Annotated in this window: 13 protein-coding genes; 8 read left to right on the forward strand and 5 right to left on the reverse strand. The window is 71.2% G+C overall.

What is annotated here, in order from left to right; translation table 11 throughout:
• The 4 genes from PLJ28_RS09250 to PLJ28_RS09265 all read right to left on the reverse strand — a co-directional run.
• The coding region (locus PLJ28_RS09250) for a CNNM domain-containing protein (RefSeq protein WP_324590054.1) at positions 1-434 on the reverse strand (434 nt) is incomplete at its 3' end.
• Complete coding sequence (locus tag PLJ28_RS09255; protein ID WP_183524654.1) at positions 434-1,780, reverse strand: hemolysin family protein; 1,347 nt, start codon at positions 1,778-1,780, stop codon at positions 434-436. The genes PLJ28_RS09250 and PLJ28_RS09255, both read right to left, overlap by 1 nt.
• Before the next feature lie 269 nt (positions 1,781-2,049).
• The gene (locus PLJ28_RS09260) at positions 2,050-2,721 is read right to left on the reverse strand and encodes an isochorismatase family protein (protein ID WP_183524657.1); all 672 of its coding nucleotides are present in this window, start codon (positions 2,719-2,721) and stop codon (positions 2,050-2,052) included.
• Between the two features lie 74 nt (positions 2,722-2,795).
• Complete coding sequence (locus tag PLJ28_RS09265) at positions 2,796-4,136, reverse strand: nicotinate phosphoribosyltransferase (protein ID WP_298045347.1); 1,341 nt, start codon at positions 4,134-4,136, stop codon at positions 2,796-2,798.
• A gap of 64 nt (positions 4,137-4,200) precedes the next feature.
• On the opposite strand from PLJ28_RS09265, the gene clpS reads away from it, so the two are divergent.
• From clpS to PLJ28_RS09305, 8 genes are all read left to right on the forward strand, one after another.
• Entirely contained in the window at positions 4,201-4,557 is a 357-nt protein-coding gene (gene clpS, locus PLJ28_RS09270) for an ATP-dependent Clp protease adapter ClpS (protein WP_221243338.1), read from the forward strand.
• On the forward strand, positions 4,557-5,279 hold the full coding sequence (locus tag PLJ28_RS09275) for a DUF2017 family protein (protein ID WP_298045345.1): 723 nt from the start codon (positions 4,557-4,559) through the stop codon (positions 5,277-5,279). The genes clpS and PLJ28_RS09275 overlap by 1 nt, the downstream gene beginning before the upstream one ends.
• Positions 5,280-5,311: 32 nt before the next feature.
• Complete coding sequence (gene murI / locus PLJ28_RS09280; protein WP_298045344.1) at positions 5,312-6,343, forward strand: glutamate racemase; 1,032 nt, start codon at positions 5,312-5,314, stop codon at positions 6,341-6,343.
• The gene (locus PLJ28_RS09285; RefSeq protein ID WP_183524667.1) at positions 6,340-7,155 is read left to right on the forward strand and encodes an MBL fold metallo-hydrolase; all 816 of its coding nucleotides are present in this window, start codon (positions 6,340-6,342) and stop codon (positions 7,153-7,155) included. Before murI ends, PLJ28_RS09285 begins: the two co-directional genes overlap by 4 nt.
• 22 nt (positions 7,156-7,177) lie before the next feature.
• Positions 7,178-7,987 (forward strand): ribonuclease PH, encoded by an 810-nt coding sequence (gene rph / locus PLJ28_RS09290; protein ID WP_255459406.1) that lies wholly within the window; start codon positions 7,178-7,180, stop codon positions 7,985-7,987.
• Positions 7,984-8,667: an RdgB/HAM1 family non-canonical purine NTP pyrophosphatase gene (rdgB, locus tag PLJ28_RS09295; RefSeq protein WP_183524670.1), complete on the forward strand. Its 684-nt coding sequence runs from the start codon at positions 7,984-7,986 to the stop codon at positions 8,665-8,667. The genes rph and rdgB overlap by 4 nt, the downstream gene beginning before the upstream one ends.
• A complete protein-coding gene (locus PLJ28_RS09300) occupies positions 8,667-9,833 on the forward strand; it encodes a 3'-5' exonuclease (RefSeq protein WP_183524673.1) in 1,167 nt (388 codons plus the stop codon). Before rdgB ends, PLJ28_RS09300 begins: the two co-directional genes overlap by 1 nt.
• A gap of 743 nt (positions 9,834-10,576) precedes the next feature.
• Entirely contained in the window at positions 10,577-15,490 is a 4,914-nt protein-coding gene (locus tag PLJ28_RS09305) for a peroxidase family protein (RefSeq protein ID WP_324590055.1), read from the forward strand.
• Between the two features lie 114 nt (positions 15,491-15,604).
• Here the strand turns inward: PLJ28_RS09305 and PLJ28_RS09310 are convergent, their stop codons facing one another.
• Positions 15,605-16,729, reverse strand: coding sequence for an ADP-ribosylglycohydrolase family protein (locus PLJ28_RS09310; protein ID WP_183524679.1), 1,125 nt, complete (start codon positions 16,727-16,729; stop codon positions 15,605-15,607).
• Positions 16,730-16,764 lie beyond the last annotated feature (35 nt).

Raw genomic sequence — 16,764 nt, forward strand, 5'->3', positions numbered from 1 at the left:
ACGACGACCAGTGCCGGTCCGAGCACCAGGGCCATCCGCTCCGGTCCGGCCAGGGCGATGTTCTTGGGCACCATCTCGCCGAGCACGACGTGCAGGTAGGTCACCAGGGCGTAGGCGATGACGTAGGCGATGGTGTCGATCGCCGCCTCTGGTACGCCCAGGGCCTCGAACGGTCCCTGCAGGGCGTAGACGACCATCGGCTTGGTGACGTACCCCAGGGCCAGGGAACACACGGTGATGCCCAATTGGGCGCCCGCCATCATCAGCGAGACGTTCTCGATCGCCCACAGGGTCATCCGGGCGGCCCGGCCGCCCTCCTGGGCCCGGGGTTCGATGATGGACCGCCGGGCGGCGATCAGGGAGAACTCGGCGCCGACGAAGAAGAAGTTGGCCGCGAGCAGCACGATGGTCAGGATGATTCCCACGGTATCCACTAGCGGGCACTCTCTTCCGTCTCGAGGGGGGTGGCGGAGGCGCTGATCTGGGCAATGCGTGCCCCGTCCATCTCTTCCACGCGCAGGGTGATCCGTGCGGCCCGATACCCGTGGGCCGGTTCGGTGTCGATCTCGACCTCGTCCCCGACTGTGGCGATCGACCCCAGGTGCAGGGTCAGGAACCCGGCGAGGGTGTCATAGTCGGAGCCTTCCGGGATGTGGTGCCCCAGCAGCGTGCTGACCTCATCGGGGCGCAGGGCCCCGTCGAGCCGCCAGGTCCCGTCGGGCAGGTGCTCACTGGTCCCCTCGTCCGGGTCGTGCTCGTCCACGACCTCACCCACGAGCTCCTCGACCAGGTCCTCCAGGGTGATTAGCCCGGCCACGTCACCGGTCTCGTCGATCAGCACGGCCATCTGCAGCCCACCGGCGCGCAGGGTGTCCATCAGGTCGTCCAACTCCACGGTGTCCGGCATCAAGGTCGGCTCGTCCATGACGGTGGCGACCGGGGTGTGCCCGCGGTCAGGGAACGGCACGGCCAGGCCCCGGCGGACGTGGACGATGCCCTGCACCTCGGGCGATCCGGGTTCCATGACCGGGAACCGGGAGTGGCCGGTCGCCGCCGCCGTGGAGAGCATGTCCTGCACGCTCTGCCCCGGAGTGAGACTGACGATGCGGGTCCCGGGGGTCATCGCGTCGTGGGCCCGCCGCGTGCCGAACGCGAAGGAGCGCTGGACGAGCTGGGCGGTCTGTTCGGGCAGCACGCCCTGGCGGGCCGAATGTCCTACCAGTACCGTCAATTCCTCGGGAGAACGGGCCGAGGCCAGCTCCTCCTGCGGCTCGATGCCCAGCGCCCGCACGATCCGGTTGGCCGTCCCGTTGAAGAACGTCAGCAGCGGCCCGGTGACCGTGCTGAAGGCACGCTGGAACCCGGACACTGCGCGCGCGGTGGCCAGCGGCCGGGCGATCGCCAGGTTCTTGGGCACCAGCTCACCGAACACCATGGTCAGCAGCGTCGCGATCACCAGGGCCAGGGCCACGGAGACGGACCGCGCCAGCGGCTCCGCCAGCCCGGCCTGCTCCAGCGGACCCACCACGAGGGCTGCGATGGCCGGCTCGGCCAGGAAGCCGATGCCCAGGTTGGTCAGCGTGATGCCCAGCTGGGCACCCGAGAGCTGGGTGGAGAGCGTGTTCATCGCCGTGAGCACACCGGCGGACTTCCTGTCCCCGGTCGCGGCGGCGTCCCGCACGTCGTTCTTGTTGACCGTGATCAGGGAGAACTCCGCCGCCACGAACAGGGCGCACGCACCGATCAGGACCAGGCCGATGAGGATCGAGACTACTTCCACTTCTTACACCCCCCACCACACGTCGTGCGCGCCTGCGCGCGTGTCAGCGGGGGGCACAGACTGTGCCCCGGACTGTCACCGGGAGTAGACATCGGTTTCCTCTCACGAGTCAGGGAGATCCGCGGCCCACTGCCACGGATCGGCACCATCCTGCCAGCAGGGAAAACCCGGGCGCAAACCAGGGGTTATGCCCCTGCGCCCCGGTGGCGCGCCGAAAGATCACCGGGTGGCCGGACCCGGCGACCGCAGTCGCCTCGAGGGCAGGGCGACTACTCGGCCGATCCGCCCCAGGCCTGCAGGACGGCGCCGTTCTCCTCCATCAGCTGGAGGGCCTCCTCGGAGCGCTCGGCGTCCACCCCGGCGACCAGGTCGGTGTAGACGAACGTGTCATAGCCGGCGTCGATAGCGTCCAGCACGGTGGCCTTGACGCAGTGGTCCGTGGCGATCCCTACGACCACCACCGAGTTCACGCCCTGCTGGCGCAGCCAGTCGTCCAGGCCGGGGGCGCCGTCCTCGACGGCCGTGGCCGCGGCGGCGGTGGCGCCGAAGGGACCCGCGGTGCCCTCGGGGGCGCCGGAGCGGACCATGTCGGGGCTGCCGAGCTGGGCGTCGAAGCCCGAGTAGGAGCTGTCGAAGCGGCCCTTGAGGAACTGGGCGTCGAGGTATTCGGAGTCCAGGGCCGGGTGCAGCTCGGCGCCTGCCGTGCCGGCCACGCAGTGCACCGGCCAGGACTCGGTGTAGTCCGGCTCGGCGTCCTCGGCGGCGAAGTGCGGGCCGGGATCGACGTGCCAGTCGCGGGTGGCCACGACGGCGTCGAACTCGGAACCGCGCTCGTCCAGGAAGGCGGTGATCCTCGCGGCGGTCTCGGCGCCGCCCTCGACGGCCAGGGAGCCGCCCTCACAGAAGTCGTTCTGTACGTCCACGATGACCAAGGCACGCATGGTGGGATTCTTTCCTGTTCTGTGCGTGGGGAGACGGGTGGTGGCGAGGCGCCACCGCGGGTTGGACCGGTGAGTCAGGCCTCGGTGAAGACGGTGGGTATGGCCGGCTCGCCGGGCTGAAGTCTACGCACCGCGGCGGGCAGCTCGGAACGGGAGTCCTGGTGCCGCCGGGCGGCCCGGACCACCGCCTCCGGTCCCGTCCATCCGGGTTGCAGCTCGCCGTCCAGCACCAGCGCGTGCTGCAGCGGGCGGTCGTTGGAGTCCGCGTCCGGCGGCTCGTTGACGCCGACCAGCTCGGCGGTGGCCCGGCCGGGGGCGTCGAGCTGGCGCGCGGCGAACTTGCGGCCGCCCATCGAACCCTTGCCGGAGGAGGCCTTGGCCACGTCCACCCAGGTGCCGTCGTCGTCCTGGCGGCTGACCAGCTTGTAGACCATGGAGGCCGTCGGCGCGCCGGAACCGGTGACCAGCCGGGTGCCCACGCCGTAGGAGTCCACCGGCGCCGACCGCAGGTAGGCGATGGCGTACTCGTCCAGGTCGGAGGTGACCATGATGCCGGTGCTGGTGTTGCCGAGGTCGTCCAGCAGCCTCCGCACCCGGTGGGCCTGCTCGACGAGGTCACCGGAGTCGAGCCGGACATTGCGCAGCGCGGTGCCGGCGACCTCGACGGCCGTCCGCACACCCTGCTCGACGTCATAGGTGTCCACCAGCAGCGTGGTGTCCCGCCCGAGGGCCGTGACCTGCGCCTCGAAGGCCTCGCGCTCCGAGTCGTGCAGCAGCGTGAACGAGTGGGCCGCCGTGCCGACGGTCTTCACCCCGTAGCGCTCGCCGGCCGCCAGGTTCGAGGTCGAGTCGAACCCGGCGATGACGGCGGCGCGGGCGGCCGCGACGGCGGCCTCCTCGTTGATGCGGCGGGCACCCATCTCGATGCACGGACGGTCCGCCGCCACGGAGGTCATCCGCGAGGCGGCCGAGGCCACCGCCGAGTCGTAGTTGAGCACGGAGAGCAGGTAGGTCTCCAGGATGCAGGCCTCGGCGAAGGAGGACTCCACCTGCAGGATGGGGGAGTAGGGGAAGTAGGCCTCGCCCTCGGCGTAGCCGAAGATGTTGCCCGAGAAGTGGAAGTCCGCCAGCCACTGCAGCGTGGCGTCATCCACCACGCGGTGGTCCGCCAGGAAGTCGAGCTCGCCGGCGCCGAACCGGAACGTGGCCAGTCCCTCGAGCAACCGCCCGGTCCCGGCGACGACGCCGTACCGGCGGCCCTCGGCCAGCCGGCGGGAGAACACCTCGAAGACGCTGCGGCGGTGCGCCGCCCCGGACCTCAGGGCGGCCTGCAGCATGGTCAGTTCGTAGTGGTCCGTGAACAGCGAGGTGGGCAGCAGCCAGCCCGTGTCCCGCGTCGAAGTCAGCTCGGTCACGCCAGTCACCCTACAGCCAGTGACCACCCGGTCCGTGGACCGGCGGCCGCGTAGAATGGGCGCCATGGTGTGGTGCAGTCAGGTTCCCGTGCCGCCCGGCGCCTCGCCCGACCAGGTGCCCGGCGGGTCCACCGGCCTGCTCGAACGTCCGGACCCCGCGCGGCTCACCCTGCTGGACCGTCCCTGGCAGGTGATCGTGTGGAACGACCCGGTCAATCTCATGAGCTACGTCTCCTACGTGTTCCGGTCCTACTTCGGGTTCAGCCGGGAGAAGGCCGACCGGCTGATGCTGCAGGTCCACCAGGAGGGCAGGGCGATCGTGGCCTCGGGCCAGCGCGAGGAGGCCGAGCGGCACGTGCAGGCAATGCACGGGTACGGCCTGTGGGCCACCCTTCAGCACGAGACGGGCGAGGGCGCCTGATGGCGCGTGCCTTCAAGTCCACGCCGAAGGGGTTCGTGGCCGACCTCGAGCGTGCCGAACGCCGGTTGCTGCGCACCCTGTTCCAGGACGTCATCCAGCTCCTCGACAGGGACCGGCCCGGGAATCCCGCCGCCGTGATGGCCGACCGGCCCGACACCGAGGGTCCGGACGGGGACGCCTTCTGGGACATCGTGGCCGGCCTCGGACCGCTGCGGGACGGTGGGCTGCCCGGAGTCTCGGACGGTGCCGGGCCCGGAGCCGGAACGGTCCCGACGGCGGCCCCGTACCGTCCCGCTCCCGAGGACCCGGCGCTGGCGCGCCTGCTGCCGGACGGCGTCGTGGGTGACGACCGCGACGACGGCGACGAGGGGGACTCCGGCGCGGCGGACCGGGCGGCGGGGGAGTTCCGCGCCCTCACCGAGGACGCCGTGCGCCGGTCCAAGACCCAGGACCTGCAGCGGGCGGTGGCCGCACTGCAGGCCAACCCCGTCGTGCTGACCGAGCCCGAGGCGGTCTCCTTCAGCCGTGCCCTGAACGACGTGCGCCTGGTGCTCTCGTCCCGGCTGGGCATCGAGACCGAGGAGGACGCCGAGAGGGTCCACGAGGTGGACGACTGGTCCGAGGCCACGGACGTGGAGTCCTACATGGCCCTGCTGTACAACTTCACCACGTGGCTGCTGGAGACGCTCATGGTGGCCCTGTCCACGCGCCTTCCCGACTGACGCGTCGCTCTGCGCCTATCCTCTGAAGGACCATGACCCAGAACTCCCAGACCTTCGTGCGCCCCGGACCGGCCCCCGCGGACGCTGACCCCACGCCGGCCGGCCTGGCACCGATCGGGGTGTTCGACTCCGGGGTGGGCGGACTGACGGTCGCCCGGGCGATCATCGACCAGTTGCCCGGCGAGGAGATCGCCTACGTGGGGGACACGGCCCACGGACCCTACGGCCCGCGCAGCATCGCCCAGGTGCGGGCCTTCGCGCTCGGGATCATGGACGAACTGGTGGACGCGGGCGTCAAGGTCCTGGTCATCGCGTGCAACTCCGCCTCGGCGGCCGTGCTGCGTGACGCCCGGGAGCGGTACACGGCCCGGTACGGGATCCCCGTGGTCGAGGTCATCCAGCCGGCCGTCCGGCGCGCGGTCGCGGCCACGCGCAACGGGCACGTCGGGGTGATCGGCACGGAGGCGACGGTGGGCTCGAGGGCCTACGAGGACACGTTCGCCGCCGCCCCCCAATTGCGGATCACCTCGGTGGCCTGCCCCCGCTTCGTGGAATTCGTGGAGGCGGGGATCACCACCGGTGCCGAGCTGCTGGCCACGGCCGAGGAATACCTGGCGCCGCTGAAGGCCGCCGGCGTGGACACCCTCGTGCTGGGCTGCACACACTACCCCCTGCTGACCGGCGTGATCTCCCTGGTCATGGGTGAGGACGTCACCCTGGTCTCCTCCGCGGAGGAGACGGCGAAGGACGTGTACCGGGCCCTGGTCCGGCACGGCCTGGAACGCCCGGCCGGGGTGGACGAGGCGACGGGGCACCGGTTCATGGCGACGGGTGACCCGCAGCAGTTCGAGCGGCTGGCCCGGCGCTTCCTCGGACCGGAGGTCGGCGGCGTGCAGCACGTGGACCACATCTCGGAGCGCTATCCCACCGGCGTGCTCGCCCGGATCACCCCGGAGATGCTCGCGGCCGCACGCGACGGCCGGCGGCCGGTGACCAGTACAGTGGACGGAAACCTCGCGACCTCGCCGTCGACCACCACGCAGGGAAGGCCAGCAACAGGGTGAAGCTCACGATCATCGGTGCCTCCGGGTCCTTCCCCGGGCCGGGCTCCCCGGCATCGTGCTACCTGGTCACGGCCGAGGGGCGTACCGAGGACGGATCCGCGCCCAAGACCTGGCGCATCCTGATGGACCTGGGCAACGGTGCCCTGGGCACCCTGCAGCGGTACATGAGCCTGGACGACATCGATGCCGTGCTGCTCTCCCACCTGCACCCGGACCACTGCATGGACCTGTGCGGGCTGCACGTGGCGATCCGCTGGAACCCCTACGGCTGGAAGGGCGTCCACGTCCCGGTCTACGGGCCGGCGGACACCGCGGACCGGATGGCCATCGCCTACGGGCTGGACCCGGACCCGGGGATGCACCCCGACTTCGACTTCCGGCACTGGCGGTCCCACGAGCCGGTGACCATCGGCCCGTTCACCGTCACCCCGGTCCCCGTGCGCCACCCCATCGAGGAGGCCTACGCCCTGCGGGTGGAGACCACCGGGCCCGGGCCGGACGGCGAGGACGTGCGCCGGGTGCTGACCTACTCCGGGGACACGGACACCTGCGAGGGCCTCGTGGAGGCCGCGCGGGACGCCGACCTGTTCCTGTGCGAGGCGGCCTTCCAGGAGGGCCGTGACGACGGCATCGACGGCGTGCATCTGACCGGCCGCCGCGCCGGCCAGATGGCCTCCGACGCCGGTGCGCGACGGCTGCTGCTGACCCACCTGCCCGTGTGGACGGATCCGCTGACGGCGTCGGTCGAGGCACGCGAGGCGTTCGACGGCGACCTGGCCGTGGCGGTCTCGGGGGTCACCTATCGGGTCTGAGCCGCTCGGTAGGATGGCGGTCATGACCTCATCGACGTCCGGGAACCCCGGAAGCCCTGTCCTGCCCACGACCAGCCCCGCCCCCGGGACCGGTGGCGCCGCGGCCCGGCAGGACGGCCGGGCCGTCAACGCCCTGCGGCCCATCAGCATCACCCGGGGCTGGTCCCGTCAGGCCGAGGGCTCGGCGTTGATCGAGTTCGGCAACACCCGGGTACTGTGCACCGCGTCCTTCACCGAGGGGGTGCCCCGGTGGCTCAAGGGCGAGGGCACGGGCTGGGTCACCGCCGAGTACGCCATGCTGCCGCGGGCCACGAACACCCGTTCCCAGCGCGAGTCGGTCAAGGGCAGGATCGGGGGCAGGACCCATGAGATCTCCCGGTTGATCGGCCGGTCCCTGCGCGCCATCATCGACCTCAAGGTCCTCGGGGAGAACACCATCGTGCTGGACTGCGACGTGCTGGAGGCCGACGGCGGCACCCGCACGGCCGCCATCACGGGCGCGTACGTGGCCCTCGCGGACGCCATCACGTGGGCCAAGGGCCAGGGCATCATCCCGGCCGCGGCGCAGCCGCTGAAGGACTCCGTGGCGGCCGTGTCCGTCGGGATCATCGACGGCGTGCCCATGCTGGACCTGCCGTACGTCGAGGACGTGCGCGCGGAGACGGACATGAACGTCGTGGTCACCGGGGCCGGGGACTTCGTGGAGGTCCAGGGCACCGCCGAGGGTGCGCCGTTCCGGCGGGCCGAACTCGACGCGCTGCTCGACCTGGCGGTGGAGGGCACGGCCGAGCTGACCCGGATCCAGCGCGAGACCCTCGCCGGTGACCGGTGAGCGGGGTCGAGAGCCCCGGCGCCGGGCCGCGGCTGGTCCTGGCGACCCGCAACCAGGGCAAGCTGCGTGAACTGCGCGAACTCCTGCGCGGGAAGGTCCCCGGCCTGGACGTGGACACCCAGGTCATCGATGCCGAGGCGGCAGGCGCTCCGGACGTGGTCGAGGACGGCGTCACGTTCGAGGAGAATTCCCTGAAGAAGGCCCGTGCCGTGTCGGCCCACACGGGGCTGGTGGCCGTGGCCGACGACTCCGGCCTGGCCGTGGAGGTGCTGGGGGGTGCTCCCGGGATCTTCTCGGCCCGCTGGGCCGGACGGCACGGTGACGACGCGGCGAACCTGCGGCTGCTGCTGGACCAGCTGGCGGACGTGGGGCCCGAACACCGCCAGGCGGCCTTCGTCTGCGCCGCCGCGATGGTGACGCCCACGGGTGAGGAACTCGTCGAGACGGGGTTCCTCACGGGGGCCCTGCTCACGGAACCGCGCGGAGACGGGGGATTCGGCTACGACCCGATCCTGAGGCCGCACGGGCGGTCGGAATCCGTGGCCGAGCTCTCCGCGGCCGAGAAGAACTCGATCAGCCATCGGGGCATGGCCTTCCGCCAGCTGCTGCCCGAGCTCATCCGGGTGCTGGGCGCCGGTTCCACCGCCGCGGGGGCGACCGCGCCGGTCGAGGACCGCTGATGACAGGGGAGGACACCGCACTGGACTTCACCGCCCTCGACTTCGAGACCGCCAACGGCTTCCGCGGCTCCCCGTGCTCGGTCGGGCTGGTCCGCGTCCGGGGCGGGCAACCGGTCGAGCGGGCGTACTGGCTGATGCGGCCGCCGGCGGGTTTCGACCGTTTCGACGCCCGCAACGTGCGCATCCATGGCATCACCGCCGGCCAGGTGGCCTCGGCACCGCGCTTCGGGGACCTGTTCCCCGACCTGGCCGGCTTCATCGGGGAGGACCCCGTGGTGGCCCACAACGCCGGGTTCGACATCGGCGTGATCGAGTCCGCGCTCGAGGTCTCGGGGATGGACATCCCACAGATCGACTACGCCTGCTCGCTCGTGATGGCCCGGCGCACCTACGACCTGCCCTCGTACGCCCTGCCCGTGGCGGCCCGGGAGGCCGGTTACGAGTTGAGGAACCACCACGACGCGCTCGCCGACGCCGAGGCCTGCGCGCGGATCATGATCGACGTGGTGTCCCGCAGGACGAGCACACCGGCGTCCGCGGCGGTGCCGTTCGGCCCCGGGACGGCGGCGACGCTCGACGGGGGCGGGGCACCGGAAGCGACAGGGGTGACGGGGGCGACGGCCGTCCTGGAGCGGGGCCTGGCCCGTGTGCTGGCCGCCGAGGGGATCCACCTGCGCCGGCTCGAGCCGCGGCGCGCCGGGCAGGGCCCGGAGTCCCGGGCGACCCGCCAGGCGCGGGGCCTGGGCCCGGTGTTCGACGCCGAGGCGGCATTGCCCCGTTCCTCCGCCATGCCCGACCTGATGCACTGGCCGGACGAGGGCACCAACGCCGCCCCGGCGCCCGATGCCGACCCCGCCCACCCGTTGTTCGGCCACACGGTGGTCTTCACCGGCAACCTGGGCATGTCCCGGCAGGACGCCAAGAACCGTGCCGCCGAGTGCGGGGCCCAGCCGTCCAGCAGGATCAACGGCCAGACGACGATGCTCGTGGTGGGCGACGGCTTCCGGCCGGCGGACCTGGCCACCGGCGCGCGCGGGGGAGCCCTGGGACACCGCAAGACGCGGGACGCTCTGACCCGCCGGCGCAACGGCCAGCACGTCGAGCTGGTCTCCGAGCCCGAGTTCCTGCAGATGCTGGACGGCAACTGGCCCGAGACGGCCGCTTAGGCGTAGCCGGCCACGAGGACGGCGGTGGTCCGGCCGGGGCGGGCGCTCCCCGTCCCGGGCCGCCCCTCCCGGGCGAACCGGACTGGCCGCGTCACCGCGGCATCTCCCCGGCGGTTCCCGCACGGGATGACCAGGTCGCGTCCCGCCCCAGGGGCCCGGCCGACCGGTCCGCTCCGGCCACGGACAGTGCGCCCGTCAGCGCCGTCGCACCGTCGTCGGGCGCGGCCTCGGCACGCCCGGGCCACGGTGACGGCGCGCGATGCGCGCCGTCGCACCCGCGACCACCCTCCCGGACCCTGCCTCCGGCCACCCCGCGGCGGGCGATCGGCCCGGTCCGTCGACACGGTCTCCAGGGGCGAACAAGCAGTGAGCGAGTACAAACTCGTGGTTCCCGCCACCCGGCGTCGGAGCACTGACCGGTTGACCGCAGCGGCCCAGGGGTGCGGGAAGCGGTGGGCGAGTACCGCTTCGTGTTCCCGGTGGATCCCCATGCTTCTAGATTCGGCGTAGTCGCATCGTCCCAAGTCACCGCCCCCGGTGACCCAGACGTCGCGACACCTCGAGTCCCGCCAGTCCCCGGCGGCCCACGAGGAGCAGCCTCATGGGGGCATCACCGTTTTGTCCGACGGGCCGGGTGCTCTGCCGCGCCGTCATCACCTTGGGAGTGAAAGAACATGAAGAACACTGGGGCCACGTCCGGGCGACCGGGCAAGAAGTTAGGGACCATGGCGGTTGGGGCCGCCTTGCTCGCCACGAGCGTCCTCGTGCCGATGCCGGCGGCGTCCGCCGCACCACCACCCGGCCAGGACTTCAACATCACGCAGGGCGATCTCGAATACATCATCAAGCAGGTCGAGATCGCCGAGGCACATGCCGAGCGGACGCTGAAGGACCCCGACGCCTCGCCGCTCTGCGGCAACGACAAGCGGTTCGACGTCGCGTCCCAGACGTTCTTCAACGCCGCCAACAAGCCGTGCGTGGGCAATCCGCTCCTGCCGCACGGGCTGCGCACGGTCGACGGGCGGTGGAACAACCTCATGACCGGCCAGGACGGATTCGGCACGGCGCAGGAGACCTTCCCCCGTCTCGTACCCGCCCAGTACGCGGACGCCGAGGTCACCCCGCCGTTCGCCCCCGGCAACAACACCAGCGCGCCCGGGGCGGCGACGAGCTACAAGCAGACGGACGGCTTCGTCTACGACTCCGCCCCGCGCACGATCAGCAACCTGATCGTCGACCAGACCACGGCCAATCCGGCCGCCGCCCAGGTGGCGGAGCGCGTCGAGGGAGCCGGGCCGGAGGGTGAGACGAACACCGTCATCCCGGACATCGCCACGGACGAGGGCCTGTCGGCCTCCGCCACGAGCCTGTTCACCATCTTCGGCCAGTTCTTCGACCACGGACTGGACCTGGTGTCCAAGGGCGGCAACGGCACCGTCGTCGTTCCGCTCAAGGAGGACGATCCGCTGTACACCCCGGGCGGGCGCACCAACTTCCTGACCCTGACCCGCGCCACGATCGACACCGGCAAGGACGGCAGTGCCCGCGAGCACGTCAACCGCACCACCCCGTTCGTGGACCTGAACCAGACCTACGGCTCGCACGCCTCCCACCACGCGTTCATGCGCGAGTACGAGGTGATCGACGGCAAGCCGGTTCCGACGGGACGGATGCTCGATGGCGCCGACGGCGGCCTCCCCACCTGGAAGGACGTCAAGGACCAGGCGCGCACGGTCCTCGGCATCGAGCTCGACGACTTCGACGTCCTGGACGTGCCGCTGCTGGCGACGGACCCGTACGGTCACCTGCTCCTCAGCGCCGACGGGAACGCCCAGCTCGCCACCCAGGACGGGCTCGTCCAGGGCAACCGGACCGCCCCGGTCGCCACCAACGGCCTCACGGCCAACGCCTCGTTCCTGGACGACATCGCCCACGGTGCCACGCCGAAGCCCGACACCACCGGCACCGACGGCGTGGTCATCCCCGGGTACGACAACGATGCGCTGGACGCCCACTACGTCGCGGGCGACGGGCGCGTCAACGAGAACATCGGCCTGACCGCCGTGCACCACGTGTTCCACTCCGAGCACAACCGCCTCCAGGCGCAGATCGAGGCGGAACTCGTCGACATGCCGGCCGAGTTGCGGGCCCGCTTCGCCGCGGACGGATTCTGGGACGAGGGCGAACGGTCGTTCCAGGCCGCGCGCTTCCTGGCGGAGATGCAGTACCAGCACCTCGTCTTCGAGGAGTTCGCCCGTCGGATCCAGCCCGAGATCGATCCGGTGGTGCTGAACGAGAACTCCTACCAGCCGGACGTGAACTCCTCGATCCGCGCCGAGTTCGCCCACTCCGTGTACCGGTTCGGGCACTCCATGCTGCGGGAGAACATTCCCGTCCAGCAGGCTGACGGAACCATGAAGGACATCAAGCTGCTGGATGCCTTCCTGAAGCCGACCCTGTTCGCTGAGTCCGGCGCGAACGCCGACGACGCCGCGGGCAACATCCTCAAGGGCCTCGCGAACCAGACCGCCAACGGGGTGGACGAGTTCGTCACCGACACGCTCCGCAACCAGCTCCTCGGACTGCCGCTGGACCTGGCGACCATCAACATGGCGCGGGCGAGGGAGACCGGCACGCCGGGACTGCAGGCGGCGCGCAAGGCGTTCTTCGCCGAGACCCGCGATCCGCAGCTGAAGCCCTACACGAGCTGGGAGGACTTCCGGCTCTCGATGAAGAACCCGGAGTCCATCGTCAACTTCATCGCCGCCTACGGCAACCACCCCAGCGTCACCGGGGCCGAGACCCTGGCAGCCAAGCGGGCCGCCGGCGTCGAGCTGTCCAAGGACAAGGCGTTCATGGAGGCCCCCGCGGCCGAGACCGGGCTGGACGGGATCGACCTGTGGATGGGTGGCCTCGCCGAGAAGCCGTACGTCTTCGGCGGCATGCTCGGCGCCACGTTCAACCATGTCTTCGAGAAGCAGCTCGAGGACCTGCAGAACGGCGACCGGTTCTACTACCTGTCGCGCAACCTGGGCAACTCGCTGTTCCACGCGCTGGAGGCGAACTCGCTGTCCCAGATCGTGCAGCGCAACACCACAGCGGACCGCGTACCGCACGACGTGTTCGCGGCACCGCAGCTCACGTTCAACCTCGACGACAGCGTCACGCGGCAGGCCGAGCTCAACGCGGCGGGCCTCACGGGCGCACAGGACTCGGGCTGGCGCTTCAGCGGCGAGGACCACATCGTGGTGCAGGACACCGACCAGGACAGCACCATCCGCACGGGCCTCGGTGACGACTCCGTGTGGGGCAAGGGCGGCAACGACACCATCGAGGGTGACGACGGCGCCGACGCGCTCATGGGTGGCAACGGCGACGACGTGATCACCGACATCTTCGGCGACGACCGCCTGCAGGGCGAGGGCGGCAATGACGCCCTCAACGGCGGGCCGGGCCTCGGGGACCTGTTGTTCGGCGGCTCCGGCCAGGACTTCATCGTCGGCGGGCACGACGCCTCGACCACCTTCGGCGGCCTCGGCAACGACTTCATCCTCGGCGGTACCGGACGTGACAACGCCCGCGGCGACGAGGGCGACGACTGGATCGACGGCGGCACCAACGCCGACCTCCTCGTCGGCGACCTGAGCAACACCGCGCAGAATGACGCCGGCCTGTACCACGGCGGCCACGACGTCCTGGTGGGCCGCACCGGCAACAACGACCACGACGCCGAAGCCGGCGACGACGTCATGATCGGCGGTCCGGGCACCGACCGCTTCGCGGGCATGCTCGGGTTCGACTGGGTCACGTACGACAAGACGAACCACCTCATCCGGGCCGACCTGGACCCCGTCCAGATCGTGCCCGGCGTCGAGAGCGCCATCGTCGACCGGTACGACGAGGTCGAGGCCTTCTCCGGGTTCGACGGCGACGACATCGTCCGCGGCGTCCAGAACCGGGACGCGTTCGACAACCCCGAGGAGGACAAGATCGGGTACGGCCACCGGTTGACCCAGGCGCAGCTGGACCGCGTCGAGGGTCTGCGCGAGCTGCTCGGCGGCGGCGAGAAGCCGGTCTACGCGTTGCCGTTCCTCGACGGAGAGCCGTTCGAGGCCGAGGACATGAACAACAACGTGATCCTCGGCGGCGGGGGCAGCGACCTGATCGAACCCCGCGCGGGCGAGAACTTCATCGACGGCGACGCCTGGCTCGACACGAACATCGTCTACGGCGAGGAACGCTCGGACAAGCTCGAGCCGTTCGTCGAGCGCATCTTCGACCGGACCATCAACCCGAAGGACCTGAAGATCGAACGTCGGATCCAGACGGCCTCCGGCGGAGCGGACACCGTGGTCTACTCGGTGGACCGTGCGGACGCGACGTTGACGACCCTGCCCGACGGCATGGTCCGGGTCGAGACGGAGGGACGCGACCCGGCGGTGGACGTGCTGCGCAACGTCGAGCAGCTGCAGTTCAACGACGCCGTCGTGGACATCACCAACGGTGTCGACGGGGATCCCGAGCCGGGCATCCCGCTGTCGGTGTCGCTGTCGCCCACGACCGTCCCGGTGGTCGACGGCCAGCTCACGGCCACGGTCGAGGGTCCGGTGACCGCGGGCAGCGAGATGTCCTTTGAACTCCAGGTGATCCGGCTCGCCCCGGACGGCACCGAGTCCGCGACGACGACCCAGTCGAACACCACGGGCAGGTTCACCATCACGGAGGCCGAGGCCGGGTTCCCGGTCCAGGTCGTCGCCACGGTGACCACGGCCGACGGCGCGCCCTCGCAGTACGTCTCCGAACGGACGGCGGGCACGCTCAGCACCCTCAAGGAGACCGTGACGGCCCCCTCGCCGGGCCACGACCCCGCCAAGAAGACCGTGACCATCCCGGACGTCACCGGGGTCACGTACTCCATCGACGGGACCCGCAAGGCGGCCGGCACGTACCCGGCCACCACGCTGGTGACGGTCAAGGCAGAGGCGGCCTCGGAGAACTACATCGTCGAGGCCCGCACGTGGACGTTCGACCTCCGGAGCGCGGTGACGCCGACCAAGCCGGTGTTCAGCGCCGCGGGCAACACGGTGAGGATCCCAGCGAAGACGGGTGTGGACTACTACGTCAACGGGGCGAGGAAGGCCACCGGGACCCACAAGTACGGGGGCACCGGAACCGTCACCGCCAAGGCGTCCAGCGACAGCTACACGCTGTCGGGCACCACGTCCTGGACGTTCGACAACCGGAACGCGGTGACGCCGACCAAGCCGGTGTTCAGCGCGACGGCCAACACGGTGAAGATCCCCTCGAAGGCGGGCGTCATCTACTACGTCAACGGGGTGAAGAAGCCGGCCGGTACGCTCAGGTACTCCGGCGCCGGGACCGTCACCGCCAAGGCCTCCAGCGGCATGTACAGGCTGTCGGGCACCACGTCCTGGAGGTTCGACAACCGACAGGCGGTGACGCCGACCAAGCCGGTGTTCAGCGCCGCGGCGAACACGGTGAAGATCCCCTCGAAGGCGGGCGTCGTCTACTACGTCAACGGGGTGAAGAAGCCGGCCGGCACCCACCGCTACACCGGGGCCGTCACCGTGACCACGAAGGCGTCCACCACCGGCTACAAGCTGGCGGGAACGCAGACGTGGAGTGCCCGGCTCTGAGGACAGTCCGCTAGGCCCACCACGAAGGGAAGGGGCAGCCAACTCCGGTTGGCTGCCCCTTCGCCGCGTGGGCGTACCGGGGGTGGCCCGGTCGCTGCCCGGTGCGGGGTCCGGTCAGCTCGTGGCGGCGGTCCAGCGCTCGGCGGCCTCAAGGACGAGGTCGCGTTCACCGATCCACCGCGGGACCTCGGCACCGGGGAAGACGGCCGTGCCGTAGCGGGCCCCGAGCAGCTGGCCGGCCAAGGAGGCCGTGGAGTCCGAGTCACCGTCGTGGTTGATCGCCAGGTGCAGCGCCGAGCGGAAGTGGGTGGACGGCTCCGTCCCGGCTCCGGGTCCGGCGGACGTCACCAGGACGGCGTAGACGGCCATCGCCAGTGCCTCCTCGGCCACCCAGCCCTCGCCCAGCTCGGCGGGCAGGACCGTGGGCAGCGTGCCCGCCCCCTGCGCGTCCTGCGCCATCGCCACCGCCGTGCCGAGCGCGTCCGCGGTCCCGCCGTCGTCGGGAACGGTCTGGAGCCAGTCCAGGGCATCGGCGACCGCGGCACCGAACCCCTGGCCCGCCATCAGCCGCGAGACCATCAGCCCGAAGGCGGCGGCCGATGTCCAGGCGGCCGGGTGGCCGTGCGTGAGGACGGCGCCCTGGCGCGCGAGGGAGACCACCAACTCGTCCTCCAGCCCGGGCACCATGCCGTACGGCGCGGACCGCATGACCGTGCCGCAGCCCTTCGAACCGGGGTTGTGGGGTTTCTCGGGCAGGCCCATGTCCGGCTGGGACAGACCGGACAGGCAGGCGTTGCCGGGGGCCCGCCGCACGCGCAGTTCCGGATGCCCGTCCAGCCACCGCGCCGGTGGCTCCGGCACCCCCGCCGGCAGCGTTCCCTCCTGGGTCCGGAGCCAGCGCAGGCAGGACAGCCAGACGCAGGCCGCCGGATCGGCCATCGACCCCTCATTGGCCCACTCGATCCACTCCAGGAGCCCGTCCAGCACGAACAGCGTCATCTGGGTGTCGTCACTGACCGGCAGGGTGCCTCCGTCGCGCACCTCGGGGACCTGCAGCCGGTGTGCCAGCCCGGCGTCGCCGAACCGGGCACGGATCTCGTCCAGGGACGAGAACTCGACCGTGTACCCCAGGGCGTCGCCGGCGGCCCCGCCGGCGAGCACGCCCAGGACGCGGGAGGCATAGGACGGGGCAGGCTGAGGCTCACCGGGCGCACCGGCCGGTGACGGAGTCGGGGTCATGGGAACCATCGTAGGGATGCCGGCCGTGGAGATCG

The sequence above is a fragment of the Citricoccus sp. genome (assembly GCF_035445025.1).
In the GTDB taxonomy this organism is placed as follows: Bacteria; Actinomycetota; Actinomycetes; order Actinomycetales; family Micrococcaceae; genus Citricoccus.

Bases quoted from the DNA above. Each gene is read 5' to 3' on its own strand.
- PLJ28_RS09260 (WP_183524657.1), bottom strand. From the start codon at position 2,721: ATGCGTGCCTTGGTCATCGTGGACGTACAGAACGACTTCTGTGAGGGC.
- clpS (WP_221243338.1), top strand. From the start codon at position 4,201: ATGGTGTGGTGCAGTCAGGTTCCCGTGCCGCCCGGCGCCTCGCCCGAC.
- PLJ28_RS09275 (WP_298045345.1), top strand. From the start codon at position 4,557: ATGGCGCGTGCCTTCAAGTCCACGCCGAAGGGGTTCGTGGCCGACCTC.
- murI (WP_298045344.1), top strand. From the start codon at position 5,312: ATGACCCAGAACTCCCAGACCTTCGTGCGCCCCGGACCGGCCCCCGCG.
- rph (WP_255459406.1), top strand. From the start codon at position 7,178: ATGACCTCATCGACGTCCGGGAACCCCGGAAGCCCTGTCCTGCCCACG.
- PLJ28_RS09300 (WP_183524673.1), top strand. From the start codon at position 8,667: ATGACAGGGGAGGACACCGCACTGGACTTCACCGCCCTCGACTTCGAG.
- PLJ28_RS09310 (WP_183524679.1), bottom strand. From the start codon at position 16,729: ATGACCCCGACTCCGTCACCGGCCGGTGCGCCCGGTGAGCCTCAGCCT.